Below are 17,201 nucleotides of genomic sequence, written 5' to 3'. Positions count from 1 at the left end.
ATCCCTTCAGCCCAGTGCGTGGGTGGCCGTCGCCCCTCCGTCGACGACGAACTCCCCGCCGGTGCAGTACCCGCTTTCGTCACTGGCCAGGAAGAGCACGACGTTCGCGACGTCCTCGGGCTGACCCACCCTGCGCAGCGCCACCTTCTTGCCGATCGGCGAGATGTCGACCGCCCGGCCCAGGGTCTCGCTCACCATCGGGGTGTTGATGGCGCCGGGGTGCACGGAGTTCACGCGGATGCCGTGCTGGCCGAGCTCCATGGCGGCGACCTTGGTCATGCCGCGGATCGCGAACTTGCTCGCCGTGTAGGCGACGAGGTACGGCATCCCGCCGAGGCCCTCGACCGACGACACGTTCACGATCGAGCCGCCGCCCGCCCGCTTCATCGACTCCACGACCGAGCGCATGCCGAGGAACGTGCCGACCTGGTTGATGCCGATCACCCGCTGGTAGTCGGCGAGGGTCGTGTCGGCGAGCGCCGAGAAGTGCAGGATGCCGGCGTTGTTCACGAGCACGGTGATGTCGCCGAGCGTCTCCACCGTGTACGCGACGGCCTCCGCCCACTCGTCCTCCGACGACACGTCCAGGTGGCAGTACTCGGCGCCGAGCTCGGCCGCCAGTTCCTTGCCCTGGTCGTCGAGCACGTCGGTGAGCATGACGCGCGCGCCCTCCGCCACGAACCGGCGTGCCGCGGCCTCGCCCTGACCACGAGCCGCCCCGGTGATCAGGGCGACCTTTCCGGTGAGCCGCATCTACATCAGCTCGTCGGTCAGCGGCATCATCACGGTCTTGAGCTCGGTGTAGGCCTCGTACGCGCTCTGCCCGCCCTCACGGCCGAGGCCGGACTGCTTGAAACCGCCGAACGGCACGTGCGGCTCGAGCTGGAACCCGTTGATGCCCACCATTCCGACGCGCAACGCCTTCGAGACGCGGAACGCGCGGCGGACGTCGTTCGTGTAGATGCCCGCGCCCAGGCCGTACTCGGTGTCGTTGGCGATGCGGATGGCTTCTTCCTCGTCGTCGAACGGCACGACGCTCAGCACGGGGCCGAAGATCTCGTCACGAGCGATCGCCATGTCGTTGCTGACGTCGGCGAAAATCGTTGGCGCGACGAAGTTTCCGGACGACAGGTCGCCCTCGAGCCGGGTGCCGCCGGTGACCAGGCGGGCGCCCTCCTCCTGGCCGCGCTCGATGTAGCCGAGCACACGTTCGAGCTGCTTCTGGTTGATCAACGGGCTGGCCAGCACGGCGGGGTCGAACGGGTCGCCGAACGTCACCGCGCTCGCGAGCATCGACGCCATCGAGACGAACTCGTCCTGCACGTCCCGCTGTACCAGCGCCCGTGTGTGCGCGACGCACGCCTGGCCGGACAGGCCCATCGTGACCATGCCCATGCAGGTCATCGCGGCCAGGCCGACGTTCTGGGCGTCCGCGAACACCAGCGCGGGCGATTTCCCGCCCAGTTCCAGCGACACCCGCTTCATCGTGCCCGCGGAGGCCTCGACGATGCGCCGGCCGACCGCGCGGCTGCCGGTGAAGCTGATCTTGTCGACCAGCGGATGGGTGATCAGGGCCTCGCCGGTCGGGTTGCCGGGGCCGGTGACGAGGTTGACCACGCCTTCTGGCAGGCCGGCCTCGAGCAGCAGCTCCACCATGCGGATCACGCAGAACGACGCGTACTCCGACGGCTTCACCACGACCGTGCACCCCGCGGCCAGCGCGGGCGCGAGCTTCTGGGCGAAGAGCACGAACGGTGCGTTCCACGGCAGGACCGCCGCGACCACGCCGACCGGTTCGCGGAAGGTCATCGCCAGGTGGTCGCCGCCCTGGTACGGCGGCAGGGTCTGACCGCCGACCTTGTCGATCCACCCGGCGTGGTGGTCGAAGATGTCGGCCGCGATGCCCACCGAGGTGGCGTAGATCTGGCCGAACGACAGCGGTACGCCGTTGTCCAGCGCCTGCAGTCCGCGCAGCTCGTCTGCGTTCTCCCGCAACAGGTCGCCGTACCTGCGCAGCACCTTGATGCGCTCGCCGGCGCGGCTGCGCGGCCACGGTCCCTCGTCGAACGCCTTGCGGGCGGCACGCACGGCGGCGTCCACGTCCTGGACCGACGCGACACCGAAGCTGCCGATCTCCTCGGCCGTCGCGGGGTGCCTGTGTGTCCACGTTTCGCCCGCCTCGCGGAACTCCCCGCCGATGAGCAGCCGGCCGTCCTTCAGACCGAGCGACTCGCGGTGCGGTTGGACGGTGAGCGTCACAGCTCCTCCTACAGGCCCATCGTTTCGGTACAGGAGAAAGTCCTTTGTGGATCGCGGTCGGCGAAGTACCCGTCCAGGTCACCGATAGCGTCGAACCGGTGTTCCACGGTGGGTGGCGCCATCAGCGCGACCATGCCGCCGTGCACGACGAAGACCTGGCCGCTGATCTTGTCGGCCGGCGGGCTCGCCAGGTACGCCACGAACTTCGCCACGTGCTCGGGCGCCAGCGGATCGGTGCCGTCCGGGGCGTCGCCGAAGACGTGCGCGGTCATCCCCGTGCGCGCACGGGGGCAGATGGCGTTGGCCCGCACGCCGTATCTCCCGGTGCCACGAGCCGTCGCGACCGTCAGCGCGGCGATGCCCGCCTTGGCCGCCGCGTAGTTCGCCTGGCCTTCCGAGCCGAGCAGGAACGCCTCCGACGAGGTGTTGATCACGCGCCCGTACACCGGTTCGCCGGTGGCCTTCGACTGCTGCCGCCACAACGAGACAGCGTTGCGCGACAACAGGAAGTGGCCGCGCAGATGCACCCGCATCACGAGGTCCCAGTCCTCGTCGCTCATGTTGAACAACATCCGGTCGCGCAGCACTCCGGCGTTGTTGACGACGACGTGCAGCCCACCGAACTGTTCGACGGCCGCGGTGACGAGGGCGTCCGCGGTGCTCCGCTCCCCCACATCACCCTCGACCACGACGCACTTCGCGCCCAGTTCCTCGATCTCGGCCGCAGCGGCGTCGGCCGCGCCCGGCAGATCGTTGAGGACGAGCGAGGCGCCGGCCCGCGCCAGCTCCACCGCCTCCGCCCGGCCGAGTCCAGCACCCGCGCCGGTGACGACGGCGACCTTCCCCGAAAGGTCCACAACAGACTCCCTGCTCATGGCCGAGGTACTCGTCGCACACTAGAATCTGTTCCTGTTTGTGACAAGGCCCATCAGCGTGAGAGGCGTAGCGCCCCTTTCGGGCACGACGCGACGGCACGTTCGGCCAGCGCCTCCTCGTCACCGGGCACATCACCCTCCCGGATCTGCAGAACCTCGTCGTCGTCAAGGTCAAACACCTCAGGCAGGATTGACATGCACACACCGTGCGCCTCACACAGCGAGGGATCGACGTCGACCTTCACAGCGGCCTCCTGACATCAGGTAGAACTTGTTCTAGAGTACTGCCCATGCGCATCGGTTTCACGCCCGAACAGGAGCAGTTGCGCCAGGAGGTGCGGGCGTACTTCGCCGCGCTCATGACGCCGGAACGCCGGGCAAGCCTCGCCGGAGGCAGCGACTACGGCGACGCTGAGGCGTACAAGGACACCGTCCGCCAGATGGGGCTGGACGGCTGGCTCACCATCGGCTGGCCGGAGGAGTACGGCGGCCGCGCCCGCCCGATGATCGAGCAGCTCATCTTCCTGGACGAGGCGTCGGCAGCCGGTGCGCCGGTGCCGTTCCTGACGCTGAACTCCATCGGGCCGACGATCATGGCCTACGGCACCCCCGAGCAAAAGGCGCACTACCTGCCGAAGATCGCGAGCGGGGAGATCCACTTCGCCATCGGCTACTCCGAACCCGAGGCGGGCACCGACCTGGCAGGGCTGCGCACGCGGGCCGTTCGCGACGGCGGCGACTACGTCATCAACGGCCAGAAGATGTGGACGAGCCTCATCCAGTACGCGGACTACGTCTGGCTGGCCTGCCGCACCGACCAGGAGTCACAGCGGCACCGAGGTCTGAGCATCATCATCGTGCCGACCACCGACCCCGGTTTCTCCTGGACGCCGGTGCCGACGATGTCCGGGCCGACCACCAGCGCGACCTTCTACGACAACGTGCGCGTCCCGGCCGCGAACCTCATCGGCGAGGAGCACAAGGGCTGGAAGCTCATCACCAACCAGCTCAACCACGAGCGCGTCGCGCTGTGCTCGGCCGCGCCGTTGCAGACCGCGCTGCGCGAAGTTCGTCAATGGGCGCAGGAAACCGGCGCGATCTCGCACGAGTGGGTGCGGCTGCACCTCGCCCGCGTGCACGCGAAGACCGAGTTCCTCAAGCTGATCAACTGGCGCATCGCGTCCGGCGGGGACGAGGCGCCCTCACCCGCCGAGGCCTCCGCCACCAAGGTGTTCGGCACGGAGTTCGCCACCGAGGGCTACCGGCTGCTGATGGAGGTGCTGGGCGCCAACGGAATCGTGCGCACGGGCTCGCCAGGAGCGCTGTTGCACGGCCGGGTGGAACGCATGCACCGCTCGTCGCTGATCCTCACGTTCGGCGGCGGCACCAACGAGATCCAGCGGGACATCATCGCGCGAGTGGGCCTGGGATTGCCCGCAGTGCCTCGATAAGACTGCCTCGATAACGGAGAAGACATGGACTTCACGCTGACCGAGGCGCAACGCGAACTCGCCGCGCTGACCCGCAAGATCCTCGAGTCGTCGGACTCGCCGTGGCTCGACCTGGTCAAGTCCGGGGTCGTGCCGGAGCAGCCCGACGAGTTCGGTGTGCTCGAACAATGCGCCGTGCTGGTCGAACTGGGCCGCGCGGTCGCTACCGTGCCCTACCTGCCGACCATGGTCGCCTCGACGGCGCTGGCCGAGTTCGGGACGCCAGAACAACGTTCTCGCTGGCTGACGGCGGGAACCCAGCTGTCCGTCGCACTCGCGGAGGACACCGCGGGCGCGAAGACGACGGTGCCGTTCGCGTCGACCTCGGCCGCATTCCTGGTGTCACAGGGCGCAGAGGTGTTCCTCGTCGAGGCCGACTCGCTCGCCATCACGCCGCAGCACCTCGTCGACGACTCGGACGCCGGCTCGTTCGAGTTCACCTCGGGCGAGCTCGTGCCCGGCCTGTCACCGGAGTGGCTCATCACCCGGTACACCCTGGGGCTGTGCGCTTTCCAGCTCGGCGTCACCGAACGCGCGTTGGAGCTGACCGCGGAGTACGCCAAGACCCGCGTCCAGTTCGAGCGGCCGATCGGCAGCTTCCAGGCCGTGGCGCAACGGCTCGCTGATGCGTACATCGACGTCGCGGCGATCCGGTTGACGCTGTGGCAGGCCGCCTGGCGCCTCGCCGAGGGTCTGGACGCCGAGGCCGAGGTGGCGACGGCGAAGTTCTGGGCCGCCGACGCCGGGCACCGCGTGGCGCACACCGCCGTGCACGTGCACGGCGGCACCGGCATCGACATGAGCCACGAGGTGCACCGCTACTTCACCGCCGCGAAGCGGGCGGAGTTCGAGCTGGGCGGGGCGACCGCCCAGCTCCTGAAACTCAGCGCGGCACTCTGATCAGCCGCACCAGAACCAGCGTGCCGGGCGGGAGTCGGTGTCGAAGTAAGTGCCGATCAGCGCACCCTCGTCGGTGACGTCGGTGTAGTAGGCGGTGGCGAACACGGGCAGCTTCTCGGAGTCCACGGGGTAACGAATGCCCCACTGCCACAGCGTCGCGACCTTGTCGACGAATCCGAACACCACGTGGCCGCTCGACGTCCTGCCCCCAGGCCACGTCCCGCCCTCCCAGGTGGCGACCTGCTGTCCGTCGAGGTTCCACTCCGCAATGCCTGCCGGGGAGGAGTGCAGCACCCTGTCGTTGTCGAAGACCATGAACTGCTTGCCGCCGGCCAGTTCCGTCCGCTGCCCGCTCGCGACGTCGACCACGAACCCCGAGGAGCCCGAGATCAGCACCATCCTGCCGTCGTCGCTGATGCCGACGACCGGCCCGGAGGGCGGGAAGGTCCGCGCAGGTCCGCTGTTCGGCCACAGGACGGGCTTCCGGCTGCCCGGCGTGTCGGTCTGCCACACCTCGCCGACCACGTCGCCCTGGTTGTTGACAGCTTTCGCCTGCGAGTTGTGGCCGTCCGGCGTCTCCAGCATCTCGTAGGCACCGTCGCGGTAGCGGAAGGCCAGCGTCCGATGCTCGAGCAGGCGCTCCTGACGACCGACGACGACCCCGCTGTTGTTCACGTCCTTGGGACGGACCGCGATCCACTCCGAGCCCGACGGAGCCATCACCGTCAGCTCGCCGTTGTCCCACACCAACCCGCTCTCGACGTGCGTGCTCTCACCGATGTGGGATTCCCCGACGATGAACCGGCTGTTCTCGCTGCTGCCGCTGGTCCTGGCGAATATCGAGCCGTCCGGTACCGGCAGGTCGTGCGCGATCCACCGGCACGGGTCGGCCGCGACGGCCTGCGGTGCCCCGACCGTCGACGCGAGCACCATCCCTGCAACGAGCAGGCCGAACACACGTCTTCGCTGCATGTTTCCCCCTTTGAGCCCCAGGTGGAAACACAATAACGAGTCAGCGCAGCTTGTTCAGCCTTTCGACGGTGTCCCCGAACTCCCGGATGAGGTCCGCCAGCACGTCCGCGACCGGGCGCACCTCGTTCATCCGCCCGACCACCTGGCCGACCGGCATCGACACCACCGACGGGTCCTCGGAACGGGCGATGCGCAGGTGCGCCTCGCTGACCAGGATGTTCTGCAACGGCATCGGCAGCGGTTCGGGCGCGCTCTCCTCGGCCCACGCCTCGGTCCACCGCGTCTTCAACAGTCGGGCCGGTTTGCCGGTGTAGACGCGGGTGCGGACGGTGTCGCTCGAACCGGCGGCGAGCAACGCGCGTTGCGTGCCGGAGTTCCCGAGCGTGTATTCGGCGGTGGTGAGCCAGTACGAGCCCATCCACACCCCGTCGGCGCCCAACGCCAGTGCCGCGGCGGCCTGGCGGCCGGAGCCGATGCCGCCGGCCGCGAGCACCGGGACGTCGACCGCGTCGACGATCTCCGGCACGAGCACCATCGTGGCCACCTCGCCGGTGTGCCCGCCGGCTTCGTATCCCTGCGCCACCACGATGTCCACGCCGTTGGCCACGTGCCTGCGGGCGTGCTCGGCCTTGCCCGCGAGGGCAGCCACCGGAACTCCCTTCGCGTGCACCTGTTCGATGACATCGGCGGGTGGCGAGCCCAGCGCGTTCGCGATGAGCCGGATCGGGTGCTCCAGCGCCACGTCGACGTGCGAACGCGCGACCGAGTGCAGCCAGCCGAGAACGCCCTCGCCGCCCTCGCCGTCGGGCAGCGGGGGTACGCCGAGCTTCTGCAGGGTCCGCTGCACGAAGTCCTTGTGGCCCTGCGGGATGAGCTTGTCCAGATCGATCTGGGTGCCCTCGGCCGGCACCTTCGCGGGCATGACGATGTCGACACCGTAAGGCTTGCCGTCGGTGTTCTCGTCCATCCACGTCAGCGCGCGGTCGAGGTCCTCCGCGTCGTTGAACCGCACGCACCCCAGCACCCCGAAGCCGCCGGCCCGGCTGATCGCCGCCGCCACGTGCTCCGACGGCGTGAAGCCGAAGACCGGGTGCTCGATGCCGAACCGCTCACACAGGCTGGTGCGCATGGTCCTCCACGTGGCGCCGCGCCCACTGGTAGTCGGGTTTGCCGCTCGGGGTCCTGCCGATCTCGCCGACCAGCCAGAGCGACCGGGGCACCTTGTACCCCGCGAGCGTCTCGCGCACGTGCGCGTCCAGTTCGGACAGTTGCGGGGTCGCGCCTTCCCGTGGCTGCACCAGCGCGCCGACCCGTTGCCCGAGCAGGTCGTCCGGCACGCCGATGACGAGCGCGTCGAACACGTCCGGGTGGGACTTGAGCGCCGCCTCGACCTCCTCCGGGAACACCTTCTCGCCACCGGTGTTGACGCACGTGTTGCCTCGGCCGAGCAGCGTGATGTCGCCGTCGGCCTCGAACCGGGCGTAGTCGCCAGGCACCGTGTAGCGCTTGCCGTCGACCTCGACGAACATCCGCGCGGTCTTCTCGGGGTCCTTGTAGTACCCGAGCGGGATGTGGCCGCCGCGGGCCAGCTTGCCGACGACACCGGGCTGCGGTTCGAGCCTGTTGCCGTCGTCGTCGATGACGATGGTGTCCTCGTTCAGCTTCACCTTGGTGCCGTCGGTCTTCACCATCTCCTTCGGCACCGCGCCGATGCCGGTGGACCCGGTCTCGCTCGACCCGATCGACTCCAGCAGCGTCGTGTGCGGAAGGTGCTCGTGGTACTGCTTCTTCACGGTGTAGGAGAACAACGCGGCACTGCTGTTGAGGATGTACAACGACGACCCGTCGTACTCGCCGCGCTGGAACTCCTCGATCAACGGCCGGCCCATCGCGTCGCCGGTGATCACCGCGACCTGCACCTTCTCCTGCCCGATGACCCGCCAGATCTCCGCGGGGTCGAACTTCGGCACCAGCACCACCGTGCTGCCGCTGAACAACGCGCCGAGCACGGCCCACTGCGCGGCGCCGTGGATCAACGGCGGCAGGCAGAGCCGGACCAGCCCGTAGTCCTTGCCGGACTTGGCCTGCTGCCACTCGTCCTGGATGCGTTCGCCGGTCACGAAGTCGATGCCGCCGCCGAGCGTGCGCCACACGTCCTCGTGGCGCCACATCACGCCCTTCGGCATGCCGGTGGTGCCGCCGGTGAAGAGGATGTACATGTCGTCGCCGCTGCGCGGCGCGAAGTCCCGGTCCCCGGACTCCTCCGCGAGCGCCGTCTCGTAGTCGGCGCCGGCGAACTCCTCTTCAGACTCGTCGTCGATGACGACGGTGTGCAGCGGAACGCCTACCTCCGCGACCAACGGTGCATACCGCCGTTCGTGCACGAGGGCGACCAGATCCGCCTCACCGAACAAGTACTGCAACTCGTTCTTGGTGTATCGATAGTTCACGTTGATGGCCACCGCACGCAGCTTGTAGACCGCGAGCATCGCCTCGACGAGCTCGATCGAGTTGCGTGCGTAGAGCCCGACGTGCTGTCCCGCTGTCACGCCGTTCTTTGCCAGATGATGAGCCAGTTTGTTGGCTCGCGAGTCAAGTTCGGCGTAGGTGACCCGGCGGTCACCGCACACGAGCGCGGTCCGGTCGGGCACCGTGTCTGCGGCGTGTTCAACGAGGTCTGCGACGTTGAGGGCCATGTCCGTCAAAGTAGAACGTGTTACTGTTCTGGACAATCCCCCGTGCGGTCAGACTCGATCCAGGAGGCGCGCGAATGACGACCACGACAGAACCACACGCGTTGGTGGACTTGGTCGGCAACGTTCTGGTCGTCACGATGAACCGGCCCGAGGTCCGCAACGCGTTGTCCGGCCCGATGATGGCCATCATGCGCGAGGCGTGGGACCGCGTCGACTCGGATCCAGACGTGCGGGTGTGCATCCTGACCGGCGCGGGCGGGTCGTTCTGCGCGGGCGCGGACCTGAAAGCGATGACCACCAACCACCCCAGCGAGACCTCGGGTTCGTACGACTTCTCCATCATCGAACCCCTCCTCAAAGGTCGTCGATTGACGAAACCGCTCATCGCCGCTGTGGAAGGTCCAGCGGTGGCAGGCGGCACGGAAATCCTGCAGGCGACCGACATCCGCGTAGCCGGCGAGAGCGCACGGTTCGGCGTCTCGGAGGCCCGCTGGGGCCTGTTCCCCCTCGGCGGCTCGGCGGTGCGGTTGCCCCGGCAGATCCCGTACACCGTGGCGGCCGACCTGCTGCTGACCGGACGGCACATCAGGGCCGCCGAGGCCAAGGAGATCGGCCTGATCGGCCACGTCGTGCCGGACGGCCAGGCGCTGACCAAAGCTCTCGAACTGGCCGAGCTGATCACCGCCAACGGTCCGCTGGCCGTGCAGGCGATCCTGCGCACCATGCGGGAGACCGAGGCCATGCACGAGAACGAGGCGTTCAAAGTAGACGCTCGGCTCGGCATGGAGGTGTTCCGCAGCGAGGACGCGAAGGAAGGTCCTCGCGCGTTCGCCGAAAAGCGGAAGCCGGAGTTCCGAGGCCGCTGATCCCGGCTGTCCTCCGGCATCCCGCAGGAATGCGCCCCGGCTGGCCAGGCGCGGATCAACTGCCCCGCCGAGTGCGGCAAACCGCCGGCGGACTGACCGACCGAACTCATGCGGCGTGGAGCGGGTTCCGTCGTGGTCTTCGCTGCGGGTCGATGAAGGCGGGCGGCCGGAACATCGGCACCCCACCGATCATCTGGACTTGCCAGTCGGAGTGATGGAGCAGGTCGTGGTGTCTGCGACAGAGAAGTACGAGGTTCTTGACGTTGGTCTCTCCTCCTTCGGCCCACGACTTGATGTGGTGCGCTTCGCAGTGACTGGGCGGTCTGGTGCAGCCGGGATGCGCGCAGCCACGGTCCCGGGCGACGAGGATTCGACGTAGTCCGGCGTTGATGGCCCGGGTCTTCCGACCAACGTCGTGGATCTGGGAGCGGGAGCCGAGCAGCATCGGGATCACCCCGGCGTCACAGGCGATCTTGCGGACCTGCCGCATCGGGAGGCGTTCACCGTTGTCCAACCGGGCAGCACCGATACCGGCCCGGAGCTTGTCGTAGTCGACCGTCACCGTGAGCTGGACGCGTTCACCGCCGTGGCAGTGCTTGCGGAAACCGGGATGCCGCTCGGCACGCAGAGCGAGGTCGACGACGTCACAGAACGCGTCACCTTCCCGTTCCGGCGCGAACCGCAGATCCTCGGGTTCGGGTTTGGCCAGCGGGTCGATCAACGCGTCCAGCTTCGCCCCGGTCTCAGCATCGAGATCGGCGAACAACTGATACCGGCCGCCCTGCCACTTCCGCCGCAGCACATTGCGCGGCTGCACCGGCTCGGGCTCGGGGCCGTCCTGGTCGATCCGGTAGGCCAGCTCCCTGCAGAACACCTTGACAGAGCGGGGTTCATACTGCCGCGCGTACTCCACGACATAGGTCTCCGCCGCAGCAGGCAACCCCGCCATGGCTTCAGCGAGCACGTCGACGTGGTCTTCGGACAACTCGCCCGCCGCCATCGCAGCCGCAACACCGGGCAACGTCGGCTCGATCACGGAGCCGGTAGGCGTGACGGTAGGACAGAGCGCCTGCGCCTGCTTGAGCTTGCGACGAGTGGTCTTCGGATCCCAGCGAAGCACATGCTTGAACACTTCGACGAGATCCTTGTACCCCAACGTTTCCGCCGCACCCTGCTGATCGAGCGCACCGACAATCGTCAACACCTGATGCTGAAGCTGTTGCAGCGCACGGACTTTCCGCTTGAGCTCATCGAGGAGCTCAAGCGGAGAAGCGAGTCCTAGCACTGCCACTGTCATGCGTCCATTGTGGCATGAACATCTGTTCGAACTCCACTCACGAACGGGTGAAACTCCCAGGTCAGACAGCATATGGCGCCGTGTGCACAGTTCTCTCTAGACAACGCAACACGCGCCTATGAACCAGCGCTAGATGTCGTTGGCCGCGATGTACCCAAAGGTCATGGCCGGCCCGATCGTCGACCCAGCCCCGGCATAACTCCGCCCCATCACGGCAGAGCTGACGTTCCCCGCCGCATACAGCCCAGAAATCACCGAACCATCAGGCCGAAGCACCCGAGCACGAGCGTCGGTAACCATGCCACCCTTCGTCCCAAGATCACCGGGCACGATCTTGAACGCGTAGTACGGCGCAGCCCACAACGGCGCCAGGCAAGAGTTCGGAATGACGGCAGGATCGGTGTAGTAGTGGTCGTAGGCGCTGTCACCACGCTTGAAGTCGGTGTCCTTACCCGAAAAAGCCTGCCCGTTGAACCGGCTGACAGTGGCGCGCAACGCAGAACCAGGCACGCCGATCGCGGAAGCGAGGCCGTCGAGCGACCAGTTCTTCACCACCGCACCGGACTGGTACCACGCGTCAGGCAGCGGCAACGTCGGTGCGATGTCGGCGAACAGGTACCTGTTGCGGTAGTTCTGGTCGACGATCAGCCACGCCGGAATGCACGGCGACGTCGGGTTCTTGTCGTACATCGTGTGCACGACGTCGCTGTATGGCGCGGCCTCGTTGACGAACCGCTGGCCCGCCGCGTTGATCATCAGGCCGCCCGGCAGGGTGCGCTCGGCCAGGCAGAAGTACGGCGCGCCGGGCACCGGGATCGCGGGGCCCCACCAGGCGTCGTCCATCAGGTCGAACGCGGCACCTAGTCGCTGGCCCGCGCGGTGGCCGTCGCCGGTGTTCTCCTTGGCGCCGACGGTCCAGGCGGTGCCGATCGGCTGCTGTTGGTACTGGGCGCGCATGGCCGCGTTGTGCTCGAAGCCGCCGGAGCCCATGATCACGCCACGGCGCGCGCGGACCAGGCCGCGTGAGGTCAGGACTCCCCTGACGGCGCCGTTCTCCACGTGCAGTTCTTCCAGGCCGGTGTTCAGCCACACCGGTACGCCGGCCCGCATCAGGCCCGCTCGCAACCCGCCGGCCAGCGCCTGGCCCATCGTCAGCGGCTTCTGGCCCGCCAGCGCGGCGGCTGTTCCCCGTGCCAACGCGGCGGCTGCGGTGGCAGCACCCTTCGCGTTGACCAACGCCAGGGCCAGCCACTTGTAGTCCGCGCCGAAGATGACCATGCCCGGCGGGGTGGCGAGGTACGGCGCGTTCAGGCGAGCCAGCTCAGCGCCGAGGATGTTGCCGTCCAACTGGTCCGGCTCGACCGACCGGCCCCGCGCGATGCCGCCGGGGTACTCCGGGTAGTAGTCGCTGTAGCCGTCCATGTACCGGAAGCGCAACGGGCTGTTCCGCGTCACGAACGACATCATCTGCGGCCCGTGCGCCAGGTACGCCTGCTGCCGCACGGCCGGGATGTCACCGACGACGGCCGCGAGGTACTGCGCCGCCTTCGCCGGTGTGTCCGGGACGCCGGCGCCCAGGATGACCTCGTTGTTGGGGATCCAGATCGCGGCGCCGGACCGGGCCGCCGAACCGCCGTAGGTCGGTGCCTTCTCCAGCACCACGCAGCTCAGGCCGCGTTTGGCCGCGGTCAGGGCGGCGGTCATGCCGGCCGCGCCCGCACCGACCACCACGACGTCGAACTCACCGAGCCGGTCCGCCGAGGCGGGGGACCTGGTGACGAGTCCCGAGGCCAGTGCGAGACCGGCTCCGGCGAGCACCTGGCGGCGGTTCAGGGTCATGGGGTCACTCCCGACATCGTCTTGCGGTGGTCCCAGCTGGCCGTCCGGTGCGGACGGAAGATCACGGCGACGCGCCGCGACATCGCTTTCCGCAGGGCTTCGCGGGCCGCGTCGTCGTCGCCGACCTCGCCGAAGTTGCGCGCCACCACGGCGTCCACGACCGGGGCGAGATCGGTGAACTCGGTGACGCCCTCCATGTGCACGCCGCGCAGCTGGTCATAGGTCTCCCCCGCCTCGGCCAGCACGCTGCAGCGCGGATCACGACGCAGGTTGACGATCTTCTGCGACTTGCGGTCGGTGCAGAACACGATCTCGCCGTCCAGCACGGCGAACCACATCGGCGCGAGGTGCGGCAGCCCGGTGCGGCCGATGGTCGCGACGATCAACGTCTTCTGGCCGTCCAGGAACGTCTCGATCTCGGCCGGCGTCATCTTGATCAGGTCACGCACGGTCACGCAGCTTCCGCTTGTAGAGCTTGCCGTTGGGGTCGCGCGGCAGTTCGGCCAGGTACTCGATGGTCCTGGGCAGCTTGAACTTCGCGAGCCTCGTACGAGCGAACTCCAGCAGCTCCTCCGTCAGGGCGGCACCAGCTTCAACGCCGTCGACCGGCTGCACGACCGCCTTGATCTCCTCGCCCCAGTCCGGGTGCGGCACGCCGAACACCGCCACGTCGGCGACCTTGGGATGACACACCAGCTCACCCTCGATCTCCGCCGGGTAGATGTTCACGCCACCAGAGATGATCATGTCGTTCTTCCGGTCGCACAAGAACAAGTAGCCGTCTTCATCCAGATAGCCGATGTCCTGGAGCGTGAACAGCCTGCCGACGCGGGCGGCGCGGGTCTTCTCGGCGTCCTTGTGGTACTCGAAGGTCGCGTCGCCCATCCGCATGTAGACGAGGCCGCGTTCGCCGACGGGCAGCTCGGTGCCGTCCTCGCCCAGGATCTTGATCTCCGACGTCGGCCACGGCAGGCCGACCGATCCCGGCTTGTCGAGCCATTCCTGTGCGGTGATCGCCGTGCCGCCGCCCTCGGTGGCGGCGTAGTACTCGATCACGACCGGGCCCCACCAGTCGAGCATCCTGCGCTTGACCTCCAGCGGGCACGGCGCGGCGCCGTGGATCATCGCCCGCAGCGACGACAGGTCGTACTTGGCCTTCACGTCGTCGGGCAGCGCGAGCAACCGGTGGAACTGCGTCGGCACCATGTGGCTGTGCGTGACCCGGTAGCGCTCGATCAGCCGCAGCATCTCCTCCGGCGCCCAGTGGTCCATCAGCACGGCGGTGTGCCCGAGCTGGATCGAGATGACCACGAAGTTGAGCACCGCGGTGTGATAGAGCGGTGACCCGCACACGTGCACGTGGCCGTCATGCGGCTTGATCCCGAAGATGCCGAAGAACCACGCGGCCGACGGCGGCACGACATCCGGGTCGGCGCCGGTCAACGGCCTGCGCACGCCCTTGGGCCGTCCGGTGGTGCCGGAGGTGTAGAGCATCGGCGACCCGGCCGTGCGACGGTCCGGCCTGCCCTCCTCGCCGTCGCCCAGCCGGGTCAGCGGCTGGAAGCCCGCGATGTCGCCCACCGCGAACCGCGCCTCGGAAGGCAGGCCGATCGAGGCTTCCGTTGCCGCAGCGGCGAATCGTTCGTGCGCCACGAACGCCTTGGCGCCGCTGTCCTGCACGAGGTACGCGACCTCGGCCCCGGTCAGGTGCCAGTTGGCCATCACGACGTAGAGGCCGGTCTGGTAGGCGGCGAAGTACACCGCGACCAGGTCGGCGCTGTTGGGCAGCATCAGCACGATGCTGTCGCCGGGTTCCAGCCCCAGGGACCGGAACCCGCGCCCGTAGCGGTCGGCGGCCGCCGCCAGCTCTCGGTAGGTGATCTCTCGACCGCTCGGATCGACCAGTGCGGTCAGGTCCGGCTGATCGGCAGCGATGTTCCAGAGTCCTGTCACCACCCCCTCAAAGTAGAACGCGTTTCACCTACTGACAAGCCTCAGAGACGGCCTTGATCGAAGCCACGTCACGGCAGCCGACGAGCAGCATGGTGACGCCCGCTTTCTCCCAGCGGCCGATCTCCTCGCGCACGTGTTCCGCCGTGCCGACGATGCTGATCTCGGCCACCAGCTCGTCCGGAACCGCCTGGGCCGCCTCGTCCTTGCGGCCGGCGAGGAACAACCGGCCGATGTCCGCCACCGCCTCGCCGTATCCCATGCGGGTGAAGACCTCGGCGTGGAAGTTCATCCCGGGCGCACCCATTCCGCCGATGTACAAAGCGACGAAAGGCTTCAGCATGGCCCTGACCGGCGCCGGATCGTCCGTCACGACGACCTGGCAGGTGGCCGCGACCTCGAAGGTCTCCCTGCTGCGGCCCGACTTGGCGAACCCCTCGGCCAGCCATTCCTCGTACATGCCGGAAAGCCGCGGCGCGTAGTAGATGGCGAGCCACCCGTCCGCGATCTCCGAGGTCAGCGCGACGTTCTTCGGTCCCTCGGCACCGAGCCAGATCGGCAGGTCGGCGCGCAGCGGGTGTGTGATGGGCTTGAGCGGCTTGCCGAGCCCGAGCTCGCCGGGACCCCGGTAGGGCAACGGGTAGTGCGGACCGTCGTTGACCACCGGCGCCTCGCGGGCCAGCACCTGACGCAGGATCGACACGTATTCCCTGGTCCTGGCCAGGGGTTTGGCGAACGGCCGGCCGTACCAGCCCTCCACGACCTGCGGCCCGGACACACCGAGGCCGAGCACGAACCGGCCGCCGGACAGGTGGTCCAGCGTGAGCGCGTGCATGGCACAGGCCGCCGGTGTGCGGGCCGACATCTGCACCACGGAGGTGCCGAGCCGGACGCGATCAGTCGCGGATCCCCACCAGGCCAGCGGGGTGAACGCGTCCGAGCCCCACGCCTCGGCGGCGAACACCGCGTCGAATCCTGATTCCTCCGCCGCCGCCACGAGTTCGGCGGCGTTCGTGGGCGGCCCAGCGCCCCAGTACCCGAGCTGCAGACCGAGCTTCATGCACCCATCTTGCCACCATTTCGAGAACCTGTTTCACTTTGATCTGTGACTCGGCCGCTGAGTGCTCCGCTCGACGTGGGCTTCGACTACACGCGCTCCCTCGGCCCGACGCTGGGCCGTTTCCTCACGGATCTGCGCCGCCGGAAGGTGACGGGGATCCGCGGTTCCGACGGCCGTGTGCACGTGCCGCCGCTCGAGTACGACCCCGTGACGGCGGAGAAGCTGTCCGAGTTCGTGGACGTGGCGTCGACCGGCGTGGTGCGCGGCTGGTCGTGGATCCCCGAACCGCTCGAGGGGCAACCGCTCGACCGGCCCTTCGCGTGGGCGCTCATCCAACTCGACGGCGCGGACACCTCGTTGCTGCACGCCGTGGACGCCGGTTCGCCGGACCGGATGTCGACGGGCGCGCGGGTGCGGGTGCGATGGCGCGCCGAGCGAGCCGGTGCCATCACGGACATCGAGTACTTCGAGATCTCCGACGAACCCGGCGAGCCCCCGGCAGACGCGGAAGCCGTCACGATGGTGACCACGCCGGTGAACCTGCATTACACGCATTCCGCGTCGCCGACCGAGGACCCGTTCCTGCGCGGCCTCATGGAGGGGCGGCTGATCGCCCAGCGCTGCCCGGTGTGCGAGAAGGTCTACTTCCCGCCGCGGCCCGCCTGCCCCACCGACGGCGTGCCGACGACGGACCAGATCGAGCTGTCCGACCACGGCACCATCACCACGTTCTGCGTCGTCAACGTGCCCTTCCTCGGCCAGCGGATCCCGCCGCCGTACGTGTCGGCCTACGTGCTGCTGGACGGCGCGGACATCCCGTTCCTGCACCTGCTGCTCGGCGTCGCGCCGGAGGACGTGCGGATGGGCATGCGCGTCGAGGCGGTGTGGAAGCCGCGCGAGGAGTGGGGCCCGACGATGCAGAACATCGATCACTTCAAGCCTTCCGGCGAGCCGGACGCGCCGTTCGACTCCTACTCCCAGCACCTGTGAGGCGCGC

At 68.3% G+C, this 17,201-nt stretch carries 16 protein-coding genes; 4 read left to right on the top strand and 12 right to left on the bottom strand.

What is annotated here, in order from left to right:
* Positions 1-6 precede the first annotated feature (6 nt).
* From ACIA8G_RS10305 to ACIA8G_RS10290, 4 genes are all read right to left on the bottom strand, one after another.
* Positions 7-753 carry a glucose 1-dehydrogenase gene (locus ACIA8G_RS10305; protein ID WP_396418045.1) on the bottom strand — a complete coding sequence of 249 codons (747 nt, stop codon included), beginning with the start codon at positions 751-753 and terminating at the stop codon, positions 7-9.
* Positions 754-2,259, bottom strand: coding sequence for an aldehyde dehydrogenase family protein (locus ACIA8G_RS10300; RefSeq protein ID WP_396418044.1), 1,506 nt, complete (start codon positions 2,257-2,259; stop codon positions 754-756).
* A gap of 8 nt (positions 2,260-2,267) precedes the next feature.
* Positions 2,268-3,116: a 3-oxoacyl-ACP reductase gene (locus ACIA8G_RS10295; protein ID WP_396418043.1), complete on the bottom strand. Its 849-nt coding sequence runs from the start codon at positions 3,114-3,116 to the stop codon at positions 2,268-2,270.
* Positions 3,117-3,187: 71 nt separating this feature from the next.
* On the bottom strand, positions 3,188-3,379 hold the full coding sequence (locus tag ACIA8G_RS10290) for a ferredoxin (RefSeq protein ID WP_396418042.1): 192 nt from the start codon (positions 3,377-3,379) through the stop codon (positions 3,188-3,190).
* Positions 3,380-3,424: 45 nt separating this feature from the next.
* On the opposite strand from ACIA8G_RS10290, the gene ACIA8G_RS10285 reads away from it, so the two are divergent.
* Both ACIA8G_RS10285 and ACIA8G_RS10280 read left to right on the top strand, forming a co-directional pair.
* The gene (locus ACIA8G_RS10285) at positions 3,425-4,585 is read left to right on the top strand and encodes an acyl-CoA dehydrogenase family protein (protein ID WP_396418041.1); all 1,161 of its coding nucleotides are present in this window, start codon (positions 3,425-3,427) and stop codon (positions 4,583-4,585) included.
* A gap of 24 nt (positions 4,586-4,609) precedes the next feature.
* The gene (locus ACIA8G_RS10280) at positions 4,610-5,524 is read left to right on the top strand and encodes an acyl-CoA dehydrogenase family protein (protein ID WP_396418040.1); all 915 of its coding nucleotides are present in this window, start codon (positions 4,610-4,612) and stop codon (positions 5,522-5,524) included.
* On the opposite strand, the gene ACIA8G_RS10275 is transcribed toward ACIA8G_RS10280, so the two are convergent.
* The 3 genes from ACIA8G_RS10275 to ACIA8G_RS10265 are packed head-to-tail and all read right to left on the bottom strand — an operon-like array spanning position 5,525 to position 9,192.
* Positions 5,525-6,496 (bottom strand): hypothetical protein, encoded by a 972-nt coding sequence (locus tag ACIA8G_RS10275; protein WP_396418039.1) that lies wholly within the window; start codon positions 6,494-6,496, stop codon positions 5,525-5,527.
* Between the two features lie 40 nt (positions 6,497-6,536).
* Positions 6,537-7,625: an NAD(P)H-dependent flavin oxidoreductase gene (locus ACIA8G_RS10270; protein ID WP_396418038.1), complete on the bottom strand. Its 1,089-nt coding sequence runs from the start codon at positions 7,623-7,625 to the stop codon at positions 6,537-6,539.
* Complete coding sequence (locus ACIA8G_RS10265; protein ID WP_396418037.1) at positions 7,606-9,192, bottom strand: acyl-CoA synthetase; 1,587 nt, start codon at positions 9,190-9,192, stop codon at positions 7,606-7,608. Before ACIA8G_RS10265 ends, ACIA8G_RS10270 begins: the two co-directional genes overlap by 20 nt.
* 74 nt (positions 9,193-9,266) lie before the next feature.
* Here ACIA8G_RS10265 and ACIA8G_RS10260 point away from each other — a divergent pair, with 74 nt between their 5' ends.
* On the top strand, positions 9,267-10,058 hold the full coding sequence (locus ACIA8G_RS10260; protein ID WP_396418036.1) for a crotonase/enoyl-CoA hydratase family protein: 792 nt from the start codon (positions 9,267-9,269) through the stop codon (positions 10,056-10,058).
* A 106-nt stretch (positions 10,059-10,164) separates the two neighbouring features.
* Here the strand turns inward: ACIA8G_RS10260 and ACIA8G_RS10255 are convergent, their stop codons facing one another.
* The 5 genes from ACIA8G_RS10255 to ACIA8G_RS10235 all read right to left on the bottom strand — a co-directional run bounded on the left by ACIA8G_RS10255 (position 10,165) and on the right by ACIA8G_RS10235 (position 16,204).
* Entirely contained in the window at positions 10,165-11,355 is a 1,191-nt protein-coding gene (locus ACIA8G_RS10255; protein WP_396418035.1) for a DUF222 domain-containing protein, read from the bottom strand.
* Between the two features lie 129 nt (positions 11,356-11,484).
* Positions 11,485-13,194, bottom strand: a complete 1,710-nt coding sequence (gene kstD / locus ACIA8G_RS10250) for a 3-oxosteroid 1-dehydrogenase (protein ID WP_396418034.1) — start codon at positions 13,192-13,194, stop codon at positions 11,485-11,487.
* Positions 13,191-13,643 (bottom strand): pyridoxamine 5'-phosphate oxidase family protein, encoded by a 453-nt coding sequence (locus tag ACIA8G_RS10245; RefSeq protein ID WP_396418033.1) that lies wholly within the window; start codon positions 13,641-13,643, stop codon positions 13,191-13,193. The genes kstD and ACIA8G_RS10245 overlap by 4 nt, the downstream gene beginning before the upstream one ends.
* Positions 13,636-15,150: an acyl-CoA synthetase gene (locus ACIA8G_RS10240; protein WP_396418032.1), complete on the bottom strand. Its 1,515-nt coding sequence runs from the start codon at positions 15,148-15,150 to the stop codon at positions 13,636-13,638. The genes ACIA8G_RS10245 and ACIA8G_RS10240 overlap by 8 nt, the downstream gene beginning before the upstream one ends.
* Positions 15,151-15,175: 25 nt before the next feature.
* Complete coding sequence (locus ACIA8G_RS10235) at positions 15,176-16,204, bottom strand: LLM class F420-dependent oxidoreductase (RefSeq protein WP_396418031.1); 1,029 nt, start codon at positions 16,202-16,204, stop codon at positions 15,176-15,178.
* 45 nt (positions 16,205-16,249) lie between these two features.
* Here ACIA8G_RS10235 and ACIA8G_RS10230 point away from each other — a divergent pair, with 45 nt between their 5' ends.
* A complete protein-coding gene (locus ACIA8G_RS10230) occupies positions 16,250-17,194 on the top strand; it encodes a Zn-ribbon domain-containing OB-fold protein (protein WP_396418030.1) in 945 nt (314 codons plus the stop codon).
* The last annotated feature ends 7 nt before the right edge of the window (positions 17,195-17,201 follow it).

This window comes from Lentzea sp. NPDC051213, assembly GCF_044455585.1.
In the GTDB taxonomy this organism is placed as follows: Bacteria; Actinomycetota; Actinomycetes; order Mycobacteriales; family Pseudonocardiaceae; genus Lentzea.
The sequence above is the reverse complement of the archived record's forward strand: the minus strand, read 5'-3'. Positions and strand labels throughout refer to the sequence as shown.

What these genes read in the sequence shown, in the direction of transcription:
- kstD (WP_396418034.1), bottom strand. Translation starts at nt 13,194, where the DNA reads ATGACCCTGAACCGCCGCCAGGTGCTCGCCGGAGCCGGTCTCGCACTG.
- ACIA8G_RS10275 (WP_396418039.1), bottom strand. Translation starts at nt 6,496, where the DNA reads ATGCAGCGAAGACGTGTGTTCGGCCTGCTCGTTGCAGGGATGGTGCTC.
- ACIA8G_RS10280 (WP_396418040.1), top strand. Translation starts at nt 4,610, where the DNA reads ATGGACTTCACGCTGACCGAGGCGCAACGCGAACTCGCCGCGCTGACC.
- ACIA8G_RS10305 (WP_396418045.1), bottom strand. Translation starts at nt 753, where the DNA reads ATGCGGCTCACCGGAAAGGTCGCCCTGATCACCGGGGCGGCTCGTGGT.
- ACIA8G_RS10270 (WP_396418038.1), bottom strand. Translation starts at nt 7,625, where the DNA reads ATGCGCACCAGCCTGTGTGAGCGGTTCGGCATCGAGCACCCGGTCTTC.
- ACIA8G_RS10265 (WP_396418037.1), bottom strand. Translation starts at nt 9,192, where the DNA reads ATGGCCCTCAACGTCGCAGACCTCGTTGAACACGCCGCAGACACGGTG.
- ACIA8G_RS10255 (WP_396418035.1), bottom strand. Translation starts at nt 11,355, where the DNA reads ATGACAGTGGCAGTGCTAGGACTCGCTTCTCCGCTTGAGCTCCTCGAT.
- ACIA8G_RS10285 (WP_396418041.1), top strand. Translation starts at nt 3,425, where the DNA reads ATGCGCATCGGTTTCACGCCCGAACAGGAGCAGTTGCGCCAGGAGGTG.
- ACIA8G_RS10235 (WP_396418031.1), bottom strand. Translation starts at nt 16,204, where the DNA reads ATGAAGCTCGGTCTGCAGCTCGGGTACTGGGGCGCTGGGCCGCCCACG.
- ACIA8G_RS10260 (WP_396418036.1), top strand. Translation starts at nt 9,267, where the DNA reads ATGACGACCACGACAGAACCACACGCGTTGGTGGACTTGGTCGGCAAC.